Consider the following 13238-nt stretch of genomic DNA (forward strand, 5'->3'; position numbering starts at 1 on the left):
TTAGTCTATTCTTAACAAAAATAAATTCGTGAATCATTAGTAAAAGCCTTAATTTTGTGGCTATGGAATTTTCTTCAAAACTTCTTGAAAACGCAGTAAACGAAATCTCGCAATTACCAGGTATTGGTAAGCGTACAGCATTGCGTTTAGCTTTGCATTTGTTACGACAACCTAAAGAGCATACACATAATTTAAGCAACGCCTTGCTACATATGGTAAATGATTTAAAACTATGTAAATCATGCCATAACATTAGTGATAACGAACTATGCGATATTTGTTCTAACCCATTAAGAAAGGATGATGTTGTGTGTGTTGTGGAGGATATTAGAGATGTGATGGCTATTGAAAATACAGCGTCACATAAAGGATTATATCACGTTTTAGGTGGTAAAATATCACCAATGGATGGTGTAGGTCCACATGATTTAAACATCCCTAGTTTGATTCAGAAAGTAAAAAGTGGACAGGTTAAAGAGTTGATTTTTGCTTTAAGCCCAACTATGGAAGGAGATACAACCAACTTTTATATCTACAAGCAAATTAAGGATTATAATATAGAAACATCAACGATTGCTAGAGGAATCTCAGTTGGTGATGAGTTGGAATATGCAGATGAAATTACCTTAGGACGCAGTATAATTAATAGAATTCCGTTTGAGTCTTCATTAAAATTATAATCTAATTAATGGAGCATCACTTAGCCATTTTATTGCCTCACTACAATAATATTGAAGGGTTAACTGCTACATTACAGTCGCTATTACCAGAAACAGAATCGTTTACACTAATTGTCATTGATGATGGTAGCACTAACCAGATGGAAGTAGATGAATTAATAGCTGCTTTTAAGTCTAAGTTGGATATTACATTAATAAAGCAAACAAAATGTCTTGGTGTAACTGCAGCATTAAATAATGGGTTAAGTTATATTCTCAAACAACCGCATTTTAAATATATAGCAAGATTAGACGCAGGAGATAAGTGTATTAATAACAGGTTTGCTAAGCAGGTCAAAGCATTACAAGCAAATGCAAGTTTAGGTTTAGTTTCTAGTTATGTGACCTTTGTAACGGTCAATAACACATTTTTATTTAACTTTAAACCACCTACAACTCATAGCAAATTACAACAAGCGATATATAAATACAATCCATTTATACATCCAGCTGTAATGTATAAAGTGGAAGTTGTTAAAACAATTGGGTTATATCCAGAAAATTATCCAGCTCTTGAAGATCATGCTTATTTTTTTAAAGTAATTAAACATTTTAAAACAATGGTACTGCCAGAGTTATTGCTAGAGTATGAGGTTAATCCAAATAGTATTTCTAATTTAAAAAGAAAGCAGCAAACTAAAAGCAGAATTAAACTACTTAAGGATAATTATAATTATACATTTACTGCAACTTTAGGTTTGGTCAGAGCTTTTGCGACTAGTCTAATACCTAAAACTATTTTACTATACTTTAAAAAAACTTTTTTTTATAAATAAATGAAAGTACTTACATTAAATAATGAAACTTTTGAAAAAGAGAGTCTCAAATTAATTTCTAAACTAGAAGTTAAACCAGATTTAGTTGTAGGTATAGTTAAAGGTGGAAGCTATGTTTTAGAAGCAATAAAAAAACATCCAACTATTAACGATGGTTTATTTGAGTTAATAACTTTACAAAGACAATCTACCAAAATAAAGCAGCGTTACTTAAAACCTTTTTTATCTGTATTACCTTATCGTATCTTAAATAAGCTTCGTGTTTTAGAGTCAACGCAGGTAACATCCAAAATTTCTAAAATAAATTTAAAACAGTTGCAAAATATTGTGTTAAAATTTGAAATAGAAAATACTAAAGCAAAATCAATAAAAAATATTCTTATTGTAGATGATGCAATAGATACAGGAAAAACTATGTTTATTGTAAAAAATAATTTGAAGCAAAAGTTTCCTGAGGCTAAAATAGAAATAGCAGTATTGACGTGGACTATCGATATTTCCATAGTAAAACCTGACTATTATTTATATAAAAATACATTACTAAGATTTCCTTGGTCCAATGATTATAAACAGCAATAAATCACATAAAAAAGTACTTGTAATGGACTTGGATGGTACGTTGTATAGCGTTAATACCTTTCATTTTTTTATCAAATATTTGGTGCGTTTTAGTTTAATAACTTTTAATGTAAAATTGCTTTTTACTCTTATAAAAGCCATGATTTTTAGAGTTTTTAGAGTTATTAATCATTCAAAAATGAAATTTATAATCTTAAAAGCTGTTAAGGGAAATGATAAAATAAACTGTAAGGCTTTTGTGTCTAGTTTGTCAAAATATAAAAATCAATTACAAATAATGGAAGGTGCCACTTTTGATATTAAAGTATTAGCAACAGCAGCACCAAACTGCTACTCAAAAATCATTGCTTTACAAGAAGGATTTGATGTTTGTTTGGCAACTAATACTCCAATAAATAACTATCAACAAGATTTTGAAAATGTAAAAGAAGTTAAAAAACAGTCTGTTATCAATTATTTACAATCATTAGGCATAGAACATGTGGATACTATTGTAACAGATCATTACGATGATTTACCTTTAATTAAGATAGCTAAGCAAGTAATTTTAGTAAATCCTAGTAAACAGACACAAAATATCCTGAAACAAAACCAAATATTTTTTAATATTGTATAATAAAAATGCTATTAACGTTTTTTTAAGTTGATGTTTTAAACTTATTTAATCGTTTGATTGATTTTTTTATTAATTTTGCAATTCAACACAGTAAAAAGACTATTAGATTATTAATATGGCAAGATTTGAACTTAAATTACCAAAAATGGGAGAGAGCGTTGCAGAAGCAACGATTACCTCATGGTTAAAAGAAGTTGGTGACACTATAGAAGCAGACGAGGCAGTTTTAGAAATTGCAACAGATAAAGTAGACAGCGAAGTACCTAGTGAGGTTGACGGTGTTTTAGTAGAAGTACTATTTAATGTGGACGATGTGGTTCAGGTTGGTCAAACCATAGCTATAATTGAAACAGAAGGAGAAGGAGACACTGCAACCGAAACTGTTAAGCAAGACAGTAGTCCTGCTCCAGAACCAGAAGCAGTAAAAGAAGTATCCAAAACGGTTGAAGTGGCGCAACAAGCAGCAGCTCCAATAGCATCAAACGATGATCGTTTTTATTCGCCATTAGTAAAAAATATGGCTAAAGCAGAAGGGATTTCACAATCAGAACTAGATGCAATTACTGGAACAGGAAAAGATGGTCGTGTTACAAAAAACGATATGGTTACTTATCTAGAAAATAGAAGTAGTCAACCAGCTAAAGCAGCAGCGCAACCTGCTACTTCAGCACCTGCACCAAAACAACAAGCTAAACCTCAGGCACCAATGCAAGTTGCTGCAGGAGACGAAGTTATTGAAATGACTAGAATGGGTAAATTAATTGCTCATCATATGGTAGAGTCTACTCAAACTAGTGCACACGTACAAAGTTTTATTGAGGCAGATGTTACTAATATCTGGAATTGGCGTAAAAAAGTTAAGGATAGTTTTGCAAAACGTGAAGGTCAAAACTTAACCTTTACTCCAATATTTATGGAAGCTATTGCTAAGGCATTACGCGACCATCCAATGATGAATATTTCTGTTCAAGGAGATAAGATTATCAAAAAGAAAAATATTAACCTTGGTATGGCTGCAGCTTTACCAGATGGTAATTTAATTGTTCCTGTTATTAAAAATGCAGATCAATTAAACTTAGTGGGTATGACTAAGCAAGTAAATGACTTAGCTGGACGTGCTAGAGATGGTAAGTTAGCACCAGATGATATCCAAGGTGGAACGTATACTGTAACTAACGTTGGTACGTTTGGAAGTATAATGGGTACTCCAATTATTAATCAACCACAAGTTGGTATTTTAGCTTTAGGAGCAATTCGTAAAGTCCCTGCAGTTATTGAAACACCAGAAGGCGATTTTATCGGAATTCGTTACAAGATGTATTTATCGCACAGTTATGACCATAGAGTTGTAAATGGAGCATTAGGAGGACAGTTTGTTAAATCTGTCAAAGATTACTTAGAATCTTGGGATAAAAACAGAGAGATTTAAATAACATAAAGTATTTTATAAAAAAAAGCACAATCATTTGATTGTGCTTTTTTGTGTTTAATTACATTAGGTTATAATAGTACGCATCTTATAAATGTGACCATAGCATGTAGGCTAAAAATAGCAGATGGACAAGTAATGTGATTTTGGCAAACCGTTTTAAATTTGGTTTATGTATCCAAATGGTAGAAACTATAGAGGTTAGTGTTAAAACAACTAACGTTATGTCTAGTTGGTTAATGTTTTTAAAAAGATTAAACCAACCGTTTAAAAAAGAAAGCTGTCTATCCGTTTGATTACTAATAGTATTAAAAACAAATATCCAGGCACCTATATAAGACACATTTAATAACGTGACTAAGCCAGAAAACAGTCTGTTAAGCCTCATAACTTATTTATTAGTTGTATTGTCGGTAATAATTTTTATTAATTGATCAGTATCAGATGTGTTTGTATTACTCAGGTCTACAGTAAACGTGTTGTCTATTTGGTGGACCGTTAAGTTATTATTTTCAAACGTATGATATTTAACTTTTGAAAAAGTCAATCGGTGTTCTTTAAAATAACTATTAATTCGAATAGTCATTCCTAATTTGTTCCATTGCACATAGTTTTTTCTAAAAACTTTATTCAAAAAATAAAGTGTAAAAAGCATGTATCCAAAACGTTGTATTCTTTTAGTCCAAACGTCATCAATTGCATCAATAGCTTGAAAAATAAAACCTGAAAAGATGCATAACAGGGCCACTATAAAAACAGTTTTAGATAACCACGAACTCTTAAAATTAGAAAGGTTGTCAAAGTATATTTTTTTCATACTAGGATAAGAATAATTAATTTAAAACCAATTAGGCAGCAGTTTTTGTTAATTTAGTCCTTCGCGTAAAGCTTGAATAAACTCGTCTAAACCAGTGATATTGTTGTAAAGTTTGTCTTCAATCTTTAAAATAGGGATCTGATTAAAGTCGCTTTTAGGCTTAATGGCTTTAAATTCTTCAATTATTTTATCATAATTTACGGTGTCCTTATCTAAATTGTATTCAGTGTAATTAATTTTGTTTTTTGTTAGTATGTGTTTAGCATCAGGACAAATTGTACAATCGTCTTTAGTATATAGAATGACGTTTTTGTTGTTTAATGCTCTGTCTAATTTAAAGTCTATTATTTCAAAGTCTTTATCAATTTCTAAACTGTAAGACACCTCGTTAACCACTAATATATAGGTGTATTTTCCTTCGGTATTATTTAGCTTTACCATCGTTAATACACGTTTTTTACTTTTACCAGGAATAGTCTCTAAAATCGGACGCTCACTACTACGTCTAAAATCATTAGTTTCAACTTTTAAAAAAACATCATAGGATATGGAGTCGGTATTTTCAATATAAAGCTCATAACGTTTTCCTTTTACCTCTTCTTTTAAAGAAACATGTTTGTGATTGTTTTGAGAATAAACAGTCATAGTAGTAAAAGTGATAAACAGCAGTATAAGGTTTCTAATCATTTTCAAAGTATTACAAAGTAAAAGTAACAGATTAGAATTATATTTGCATAAACCATACCAATAAATTCTTTTATGTCATTAAACTTAACAAAACCAATTTGCTTTTTCGATTTAGAAACTACAGGAGTCAATATTACCAACGATAGGGTCGTAGAGATTTCTATATTAAAAGTGTTTCCTAACGGAAATAAAGAGAGTAAAACCTGGTTAGTTAATCCAGAAATGCCAATTCCAGCTGTGGTGTCTGCAATTCATGGTGTTACAGACGAAAGAGTAGCCAACGAGCCTACATTTAAGCAATTAGCACCAGAGATTAATGCGATGATTAAAGATGCAGATTTAGCAGGCTTTAATTCTAACCGTTTTGATATTCCGCTTTTAGCGGAAGAAATGCTACGCGCAGATTTAGACTTTGACATGAAAGGTCGTGTTGCTGTAGATGTGCAAACAATTTTTCATAAAATGGAACAACGTACTTTAGGTGCAGCGTATAAGTTTTATTGCGATAAAAGTTTAGAAAATGCTCACACTGCAGAAGCAGATACATTAGCAACCTATGAGGTTTTAAAAGCTCAGGTAGAACGCTATGACGAGCTTGAAAATGACACGAAATTTTTAGCCGAGTTTAGCTCACGCAAAAAATTTGCTGATTTTGCAGGTTTTATAAGTTATGACAAGGAAGGCAAAGAAGTGTTTTCGTTTGGAAAGCATAAAGGTAAATTAGTAACAGAAGTCCTTGATAAAGAGCCTGGATATTTTGGTTGGCTGCTTAATGCAGATTTTCCGTTGTACACTAAAAAAGTGTTGACAGCAATAAAATTAAGAGCTTTAAATAATAAATTTTAAAATATGAAATTAATTTGTATAGGTCGTAACTACACAGATCATATCAAAGAATTAGAAAACGAAAAACCTACAGATCCAGTAGTGTTTATTAAGTCTGATAATGCCATACTTTTAAAAAAACAACCTTTTTTTATTCCAGATTTTTCAAACGATGTGCATCATGAAGTTGAGGTTTTAGTTAAAATAACAAAATTAGGAAAACACATTGATAAAAAGTTTGCACATAAATATTATGATCAACTAAGTGTAGGGATAGATTTTACTGCGCGTGATTTACAAAAACAATTAAAAGAAAAAGGTTTACCATGGGAAAAAGCTAAATCTTTTGATGGAGCAGCAGTGATTGGTGATTGGATTGATAAATCAGAATTTTCTGACGTCGATAATTTGAATTTTAGATTAGAAAAAAATTCAAGTGTGGTTCAAACCGCAAACACAAGCTTAATGTTGTGGAAAATTGACGAATTGATTGAATATGTGTCAAAATATTTTACTTTAAAGATTGGAGATATTATATTTACGGGAACACCTTCAGGAGTTGGCAAGGTAGTTGCCAATGATAAATTAAAAGGTTATCTAGAAGATAAAGAACTATTTTCTATAACAGTTAAATAATACATGGAACAATATTACAAACTTCATAGGCTAAAAGAATTAGCAGACGACGATCAAGAGTTTATTTTAGCTTTAGCTTCAACTTTTATAGATGAAGTACCAAGTGATGCTAAAGTGCTTAAATTAGCAGTAGAAAATAAAAATTATCTATTGACGTATCAAACAGCACACAAAATGAAACCTACAGTAGATATGTTTGAGTTAGGTATTTTAGACGATATAATTGAGGTGCAAGATTGGGGTAAATTTGAAAAAAAAGAGATCGATATTACTGATAAATTAAACATCGTTTTAGACGCTATTGATAAAGCAACTAACGAGATTATTCAAGATTTTAATTTATAATGCAAGCAGAAATAATTACTATTGGTGACGAGATTTTAATTGGACAAATAGTAGACACAAACTCAGCATTTATAGGTAAAGCACTAAACTCTATTGGTGTTTCTGTTTATCAAATAACCTCTATTCAAGATGATAGAGAGCACTTGTTAAAAGCGTTTGCTGAAGCAGAAAATAATGCAGATATTATCATTATAACAGGTGGATTAGGTCCAACCAAAGATGATATTACAAAACATACTTTAGCAGATTATTTTGAAGATACTTTAGTGCAAAATGATCAAGTTTTACAACACGTAGAACAATTATTTAAAAAGTATATCAATCAACCTATTTCCGAAATAAATAAAAAACAAGCATTAGTGCCAACTAAGGCAAAAGTGCTAATGAATAAGTTTGGGACAGCTCCAGGAATGTGGTTAGAAAAAGGAAACAAAACCTTTGTTTCTTTACCAGGTGTGCCATACGAGATGAAGGCTTTAATAGATAATGAAGTCCTTCCTAACTTAATCAAAAAATATAAGCGACCATACATTTTGCATAAAACTATACTAACTTATGGTTTAGGCGAAAGCATTATAGCAGAACGTATAGAAGCAATAGAAGACACACTTCCAAAACATATTAAATTAGCCTATTTACCAAGTTTAGGTAAAGTAAGATTGCGTTTGTCAGGAAAAGGAGAGGACGAAGCTAATTTAGCGTTGGATATTCAGTCTCAAATAGATAAAATACTACCATTAATTCAAGATGTTTTTGTTGGATTTCAAGATAACGATGAAGGTTTAGAGCAAAGTATCGCTAGGCAATTAACAAAAAAAGGACAAACATTAGCGTTAGCAGAAAGTTGTACAGGTGGAAAATTAGCCGAACAATTTACGTCACATGCAGGCGCATCAGCATTTTTTAAAGGCGCAATTGTTAGTTATGCCACACAGACTAAAATTGATCTTTTGGGTGTGTCAGAAGAGGTTATAAATCAGAAATCTGTGGTCAGTTTAGAGGTTGCAGAAGCTATGGCAACCAATATTAGAAAAATAATTAAAACAGATTATGCTGTTGCTACAACAGGTAATGCTGGACCAACAAAAGGAGACTCAGACGCAGAGGTTGGAACAGTTTTTATAGCAATAGCTTCAAAAAACGGAGTAAAAGCTTACGAATTTAACATGGGAAACCATAGAGAACGCGTAATAAATAAAACAGTAAATAAGGCTTTAGAGTTGCTTCAAAAAGAAATTTTTGAAAATTAATTATTTAGCTATTGCCAAATAGTAAATAATTAGTATATTTGCACCTCGATTTTTAATAACATATTTTTAAAGTTATAAAGTAATGTCAAGAGTTTGTGAACTTACAGGAAAGAAGGCGATGGTTGGAAACAACGTGTCTCACGCGATGAATAGAACAAAGCGTACATTTGATGCTAATTTGATAAAAAAGCGTTTTTATCTTCCAGAAGAGGATAAGTGGGTAACTTTAAAAGTTTCTACATCAGCATTAAAAACAATCAACAAAATTGGTATTGCTGCTGCTTTGAAAAAAGCTAGAGCAAACGGATTTATAAAATAATTACCCAATTAGGTAAATTAAAGTATTATGGCAAAGAAAGGTAATAGAGTACAAGTAATATTAGAGTGCACAGAGCATAAAGAGTCTGGAAAGCCAGGAACGTCTCGTTATATTACAACGAAGAACAAAAAGAACACTCCTGATAGAATGGAAATTAAAAAATTCAATCCTATCTTGAAGAAAATGACCGTACACAAAGAAATTAAATAATATTCCCTTAAAGGAATACTAAAACATATAAGTCATGGCAAAGAAAACCGTAGCATCTTTACAGACATCGTCTAAAAGATTATCAAAAGCAATTAAAATGGTGAAATCTCCAAAAACTGGAGCTTACATGTTTGTTGAGTCAATCATGGCACCAGAATTAGTAAAAGATTTCTTAGATAAGAAATAATTTTACTTTATTTTAATATAGTATTAAGCTGCTTACCTTTGGAAAGTGGCTTTTTTGTTTTTAAAATATTACGTTACTTTACATTATAAAAATATGACAATGTAGCAGTCTGATAAATTAGGCTTCATAATTGTTATGTTGGTAATAATATTAAGTGATTTATGTAATAACATACGCTTTATTTAAAGTTGTAAAATATACTTTTATAAGGGATTGTGTCACATGTAATTATTACTGTATATTAAACCTGGATTCCTTTTTAGGAATCAGTACATAAACAAAAACAATAATTTGAAATGAGTTTTTTTAAAAAAATATTTTCTTCAGAAAAAAAAGAAACCTTAGATAAAGGCTTAGAAAAATCTAGTACAAGCTTTTTAGGTAAATTAAGTAAAGCTGTTGCTGGAAAGTCTAAAGTGGATGATGCAGTTTTAGATAATTTAGAAGAAGTATTGGTCTCAAGCGATGTTGGTGTTAATACCACTTTAAAAATAATAGAGCGTATTGAAGCTAGAGTATCCAAAGATAAATATCTTGGTACAGATGAGCTTAATAGAATACTTAGAGAGGAGATTGCAGGCTTATTGTCAGAAACTAATTCTGGAGAGGATACAGACTATAAAATTCCGCAATTACCAAAACAACAAGATGGATCTAAAACACCTTATGTTTTAATGGTTGTTGGTGTTAATGGTGTTGGTAAAACGACAACCATTGGTAAATTAGCTTATCAATTTAAAAAACAAGGATTAAAAGTAGTTTTAGGAGCAGCAGATACATTTAGAGCAGCAGCTATTGACCAATTACAAGTTTGGGCAGATCGTGTAGATGTACCTATGGTACGTCAAGATATGGGAAGTGACCCAGCTTCAGTTGCATTTGATGCTTTACAGTCAGGTGTTAATCAAAATGCAGATGTCATTATCATTGATACAGCAGGACGTTTACATAATAAAATCAATTTAATGAACGAGTTAACAAAAGTTAAACGTGTCATGCAAAAAGTGGTTGGAGATGCGCCACACGACGTATTATTAGTTTTAGATGGTAGTACTGGTCAAAACGCTTTTGAACAAGCTAAACAGTTTACAGCAGCAACAGAGGTTACAAGCCTTGCGGTTACTAAATTAGATGGTACAGCTAAAGGTGGTGTTGTAATTGGTATTAGTGATCAGTTTCAAATTCCGGTTAAATATATTGGTGTAGGAGAGGGTATTGAGGATTTACAAGTCTTTAATAAGTTTGAGTTTGTAGATTCTTTTTTTAAATAGTGTAGATTATTTAAGGTTTAAGCGATAGTGTCAGACCTAATAATTTTCATCTTTAATTAAAAACAGCATTAAGCTTAAACCATAAGTCATTGTCGTAATCTGATAAAGCAAAATTAGAATCATCAGCTGCTTGACCCATTCTAACAATTACCAAGTCTTTACTTGGTACTATATATAACTTTTGATCGTTTTTACCTAAAGCGCAGTACATATCTTGTGGAGCATTAGGTATTAAATAACCATTAAATTGGATTTGAGATTGTGGTAAATTAAAACTTGATTTACCATTAAGCCACCATAAATAACCATAGGCTTGATTAATATCTTGAGACGTGTTAGTCGCTTGATTTAAAAAATCTTGAGAGATAATTTGATTGTTTTCCCAGCGACCATTTGCATAAATCATTAAACCAAATCTAGCCATACTTCTGGTGTTACTCCAATAAACACTTAAATTGTCTAAATCAATCCATTGTCCTGTCATTCCTATTTTATCTTTTAAATGTTCAGTAAAATAATCGGACCAATTTGTATTGCTAGCCTGTGACACAATATCCTGTAACTTGACATAAACGTTGTGATATGCCCAACGAGTACCAGCATCTGCAACATATTGTAAATTGTTGGGTGTTACATCATCTCCTAAACTATCATCTAGTCCAGAGGTCATTGATAAAAGATGTCTATTGGTAATTAAGTTTTCTTGTTCTAAATTTAGACTAGTCCATTGTGTACCAATATAATCCGATACTTTATTGTTAATATTTAATAGACCTTGATCTTGAGCAATACCAGTAGTAATAGCAGTCAATGTTTTACCTGCACTAGCCCAATACCAGATAGAGTTTTCGTTATGTCCATTATAATACTGTTCCCACGCAATTTTTCCTTGGTGTAAAATTATAAACGATTTGGTGTTTGTGTCTTCTAAAAATGAAGATAATTCAGCTAAAGCAGAAGTATTCCATTGCAACTCTGAAGGAGTTTTAGTTTCCCAAGTATTACTATTTATAGGAGGGAAATATATGTTTTGCGTGGTAGGATTTTCAATTAAAATAGTATCATCTTTTGATGAGCAACTTAATATAATTATAGATAGTAAACTTAAAGTTAAATAAATTGGTTTCATACTATAGTTTTTTATTTAGACCAATATAAATCATAATGGTTTAATATCTGTTATATTAAAATTAGATAGTATCTTTGCAGTCCAAAAATGAGGTATGAGAACAAAGTCACTTAAAAAGAACAAAATCAACGTTATAACCTTAGGTTGTAGTAAAAACGTTTATGATAGCGAAGTCCTAATGGGACAATTAAAAGCTAACGGAAAAGAAGTTGTGCATGAAGAGGAAGGTAACGTAGTAGTAATTAACACTTGTGGTTTTATTAATAATGCCAAAGAGGAGAGTGTTAATACAATCTTAGAGTACATGCAGAAAAAGGAAGATGGCGAGGTTGATAAAGTATTTGTTACAGGATGTTTAAGTGAGCGTTACAAACCAGAATTACAAAAAGATATACCTAATGTAGACCAATATTTTGGAACTACAGAGTTGCCAGGTTTACTTAAGGCTTTAGGTGCAGATTACAAACATGAGTTAATAGGAGAGCGTCTTACTACGACACCAAAAAACTACGCTTATTTAAAAATTGCTGAAGGTTGTGATAGACCATGTAGTTTTTGCGCTATTCCATTAATGAGAGGTAAGCATAAGTCCACACCAATAGAAAATCTAGTTACAGAAGCTGAAAAATTAGCAGCAAATGGAGTTAAAGAGTTAATTTTAATTGCTCAAGATTTAACGTATTACGGTTTAGATTTATACAAAAAACGAAACTTAGCAGAGTTACTTGAAAACTTAGTTAAAGTTGAAGGTATTGAATGGATTAGATTACATTATGCTTTTCCAACAGGTTTCCCAATGGACGTATTAGATTTAATGAAGCGTGAGCCTAAAATTTGTAATTATCTAGATATCCCATTACAGCATATAAGTGACGATTTATTAAAAAGTATGCGTCGTGGTACTACTAAAGAAAAAACAACAAATCTTATTCATCAATTCAGAGCAATTGTTCCAGAAATGACTATCAGAACAACATTAATTGTTGGATATCCAGGCGAAACTGAAGCACATTTTCAAGAGTTAAAACAATGGGTTAAAGACATGCGTTTTGAGCGTTTAGGTTGTTTTACCTATTCTCATGAAGAAAACACACATGCTTATAACTTAGAGGACGATGTACCACAAGAGGTCAAGCAAGATAGGGCTAACCAAATAATGGAAATTCAATCTCAAATTTCTTGGGAGTTGAATCAAGAAAAAATTGGAGAGACTTTTAAGGTGGTTATTGACCGTAAAGAAGGTACTTATTTTGTTGGTCGTACAGAGTTTGATAGTCCAGATGTAGATAACGAAGTACTAATCGATGCTACTGATACGTATTTAAAAACTGGAGAATATTATAACATTAAAGTTACAGAAGCTGAAGATTTTGACCTTTATGGTGAGTTAGTAAAAGCTTAAATTAAGGTATTCAAAATAAAACAATTTGAATGTTAAGCCTA

The 13238-nt window shown here is 31.3% G+C and carries 18 protein-coding genes; 14 read left to right on the forward strand and 4 right to left on the reverse strand.

All coding sequences use genetic code 11. From position 1 onward, the window contains the following. The first annotated feature begins 62 nt into the window (after positions 1-62). The 5 genes from recR to M890_RS0106545 all read left to right on the forward strand — a co-directional run bounded on the left by recR (position 63) and on the right by M890_RS0106545 (position 4119). On the forward strand, positions 63-680 hold the full coding sequence (gene recR, locus M890_RS0106525) for a recombination mediator RecR (RefSeq protein ID WP_028282763.1): 618 nt from the start codon (positions 63-65) through the stop codon (positions 678-680). An 8-nt stretch (positions 681-688) separates the two neighbouring features. Continuing rightward, positions 689-1495, forward strand: coding sequence for a glycosyltransferase (locus M890_RS0106530; RefSeq protein ID WP_028282764.1), 807 nt, complete (start codon positions 689-691; stop codon positions 1493-1495). After that, positions 1496-2074 (forward strand): phosphoribosyltransferase, encoded by a 579-nt coding sequence (locus M890_RS16420; RefSeq protein ID WP_028282765.1) that lies wholly within the window; start codon positions 1496-1498, stop codon positions 2072-2074. Positions 2075-2252: 178 nt separating this feature from the next. Then, positions 2253-2690 (forward strand): HAD family hydrolase, encoded by a 438-nt coding sequence (locus M890_RS0106540; RefSeq protein WP_157243264.1) that lies wholly within the window; start codon positions 2253-2255, stop codon positions 2688-2690. A 115-nt stretch (positions 2691-2805) separates the two neighbouring features. Further along, positions 2806-4119 (forward strand): dihydrolipoamide acetyltransferase family protein, encoded by a 1314-nt coding sequence (locus tag M890_RS0106545; protein WP_028282767.1) that lies wholly within the window; start codon positions 2806-2808, stop codon positions 4117-4119. Between the two features lie 88 nt (positions 4120-4207). Here M890_RS0106545 and M890_RS0106550 read toward each other — a convergent pair whose 3' ends face one another. Genes M890_RS0106550 through M890_RS16425 form a run of 3 tightly spaced genes read right to left on the reverse strand, consistent with a single transcriptional unit; the run spans position 4208 to position 5623 of the window. Continuing rightward, on the reverse strand, positions 4208-4507 hold the full coding sequence (locus M890_RS0106550) for a hypothetical protein (protein ID WP_036597243.1): 300 nt from the start codon (positions 4505-4507) through the stop codon (positions 4208-4210). Between the two features lie 3 nt (positions 4508-4510). Next, positions 4511-4936 (reverse strand): hypothetical protein, encoded by a 426-nt coding sequence (locus M890_RS0106555; protein WP_028282769.1) that lies wholly within the window; start codon positions 4934-4936, stop codon positions 4511-4513. 48 nt (positions 4937-4984) lie between these two features. Continuing rightward, on the reverse strand, positions 4985-5623 hold the full coding sequence (locus M890_RS16425; RefSeq protein ID WP_084553579.1) for a glutaredoxin family protein: 639 nt from the start codon (positions 5621-5623) through the stop codon (positions 4985-4987). Between the two features lie 72 nt (positions 5624-5695). Here M890_RS16425 and M890_RS0106565 point away from each other — a divergent pair, with 72 nt between their 5' ends. From M890_RS0106565 to ftsY, 8 genes are all read left to right on the forward strand, one after another. Then, a complete protein-coding gene (locus M890_RS0106565; RefSeq protein WP_028282770.1) occupies positions 5696-6469 on the forward strand; it encodes a 3'-5' exonuclease in 774 nt (257 codons plus the stop codon). Positions 6470-6472: 3 nt separating this feature from the next. Next, entirely contained in the window at positions 6473-7084 is a 612-nt protein-coding gene (locus M890_RS0106570) for a fumarylacetoacetate hydrolase family protein (protein WP_028282771.1), read from the forward strand. A 3-nt stretch (positions 7085-7087) separates the two neighbouring features. After that, the gene (locus M890_RS0106575; protein ID WP_028282772.1) at positions 7088-7429 is read left to right on the forward strand and encodes a hypothetical protein; all 342 of its coding nucleotides are present in this window, start codon (positions 7088-7090) and stop codon (positions 7427-7429) included. Beyond that, positions 7429-8679 carry a competence/damage-inducible protein A gene (locus tag M890_RS0106580; RefSeq protein ID WP_028282773.1) on the forward strand — a complete coding sequence of 417 codons (1251 nt, stop codon included), beginning with the start codon at positions 7429-7431 and terminating at the stop codon, positions 8677-8679. Before M890_RS0106575 ends, M890_RS0106580 begins: the two co-directional genes overlap by 1 nt. 82 nt (positions 8680-8761) lie before the next feature. After that, positions 8762-8998: a 50S ribosomal protein L28 gene (gene rpmB / locus M890_RS0106585; protein WP_028282774.1), complete on the forward strand. Its 237-nt coding sequence runs from the start codon at positions 8762-8764 to the stop codon at positions 8996-8998. Between the two features lie 27 nt (positions 8999-9025). Continuing rightward, positions 9026-9208, forward strand: coding sequence for a 50S ribosomal protein L33 (gene rpmG / locus M890_RS0106590; RefSeq protein ID WP_028282775.1), 183 nt, complete (start codon positions 9026-9028; stop codon positions 9206-9208). A gap of 34 nt (positions 9209-9242) precedes the next feature. Beyond that, positions 9243-9395, forward strand: coding sequence for a DUF4295 domain-containing protein (locus tag M890_RS16610; RefSeq protein ID WP_084553580.1), 153 nt, complete (start codon positions 9243-9245; stop codon positions 9393-9395). A gap of 296 nt (positions 9396-9691) precedes the next feature. After that, the gene (gene ftsY, locus M890_RS0106600; RefSeq protein ID WP_028282776.1) at positions 9692-10666 is read left to right on the forward strand and encodes a signal recognition particle-docking protein FtsY; all 975 of its coding nucleotides are present in this window, start codon (positions 9692-9694) and stop codon (positions 10664-10666) included. Between the two features lie 52 nt (positions 10667-10718). Here ftsY and M890_RS0106605 read toward each other — a convergent pair whose 3' ends face one another. After that, a complete protein-coding gene (locus tag M890_RS0106605; RefSeq protein ID WP_028282777.1) occupies positions 10719-11795 on the reverse strand; it encodes a serine hydrolase domain-containing protein in 1077 nt (358 codons plus the stop codon). A gap of 94 nt (positions 11796-11889) precedes the next feature. On the opposite strand from M890_RS0106605, the gene rimO reads away from it, so the two are divergent. Further along, entirely contained in the window at positions 11890-13197 is a 1308-nt protein-coding gene (gene rimO, locus M890_RS0106610) for a 30S ribosomal protein S12 methylthiotransferase RimO (RefSeq protein ID WP_028282778.1), read from the forward strand. The last annotated feature ends 41 nt before the right edge of the window (positions 13198-13238 follow it).

The organism is Olleya marilimosa CAM030 (assembly GCF_000518485.1).
Taxonomy (GTDB): Bacteria; Bacteroidota; Bacteroidia; order Flavobacteriales; family Flavobacteriaceae; genus Olleya; species Olleya marilimosa.

Coding starts and splice junctions, on each gene's coding strand:
- recR (WP_028282763.1), top strand. CDS start 63: ATGGAATTTTCTTCAAAACTTCTTGAAAACGCAGTAAACGAAATCTCG.
- M890_RS0106530 (WP_028282764.1), top strand. CDS start 689: ATGGAGCATCACTTAGCCATTTTATTGCCTCACTACAATAATATTGAA.
- M890_RS16420 (WP_028282765.1), top strand. CDS start 1,496: ATGAAAGTACTTACATTAAATAATGAAACTTTTGAAAAAGAGAGTCTC.
- M890_RS0106540 (WP_157243264.1), top strand. CDS start 2,253: ATGAAATTTATAATCTTAAAAGCTGTTAAGGGAAATGATAAAATAAAC.
- M890_RS0106545 (WP_028282767.1), top strand. CDS start 2,806: ATGGCAAGATTTGAACTTAAATTACCAAAAATGGGAGAGAGCGTTGCA.
- M890_RS0106550 (WP_036597243.1), bottom strand. CDS start 4,507: ATGAGGCTTAACAGACTGTTTTCTGGCTTAGTCACGTTATTAAATGTG.
- M890_RS0106555 (WP_028282769.1), bottom strand. CDS start 4,936: ATGAAAAAAATATACTTTGACAACCTTTCTAATTTTAAGAGTTCGTGG.
- M890_RS16425 (WP_084553579.1), bottom strand. CDS start 5,623: ATGATTAGAAACCTTATACTGCTGTTTATCACTTTTACTACTATGACT.
- M890_RS0106565 (WP_028282770.1), top strand. CDS start 5,696: ATGTCATTAAACTTAACAAAACCAATTTGCTTTTTCGATTTAGAAACT.
- M890_RS0106570 (WP_028282771.1), top strand. CDS start 6,473: ATGAAATTAATTTGTATAGGTCGTAACTACACAGATCATATCAAAGAA.
- M890_RS0106575 (WP_028282772.1), top strand. CDS start 7,088: ATGGAACAATATTACAAACTTCATAGGCTAAAAGAATTAGCAGACGAC.
- M890_RS0106580 (WP_028282773.1), top strand. CDS start 7,429: ATGCAAGCAGAAATAATTACTATTGGTGACGAGATTTTAATTGGACAA.
- rpmB (WP_028282774.1), top strand. CDS start 8,762: ATGTCAAGAGTTTGTGAACTTACAGGAAAGAAGGCGATGGTTGGAAAC.
- rpmG (WP_028282775.1), top strand. CDS start 9,026: ATGGCAAAGAAAGGTAATAGAGTACAAGTAATATTAGAGTGCACAGAG.
- M890_RS16610 (WP_084553580.1), top strand. CDS start 9,243: ATGGCAAAGAAAACCGTAGCATCTTTACAGACATCGTCTAAAAGATTA.
- ftsY (WP_028282776.1), top strand. CDS start 9,692: ATGAGTTTTTTTAAAAAAATATTTTCTTCAGAAAAAAAAGAAACCTTA.
- M890_RS0106605 (WP_028282777.1), bottom strand. CDS start 11,795: ATGAAACCAATTTATTTAACTTTAAGTTTACTATCTATAATTATATTA.
- rimO (WP_028282778.1), top strand. CDS start 11,890: ATGAGAACAAAGTCACTTAAAAAGAACAAAATCAACGTTATAACCTTA.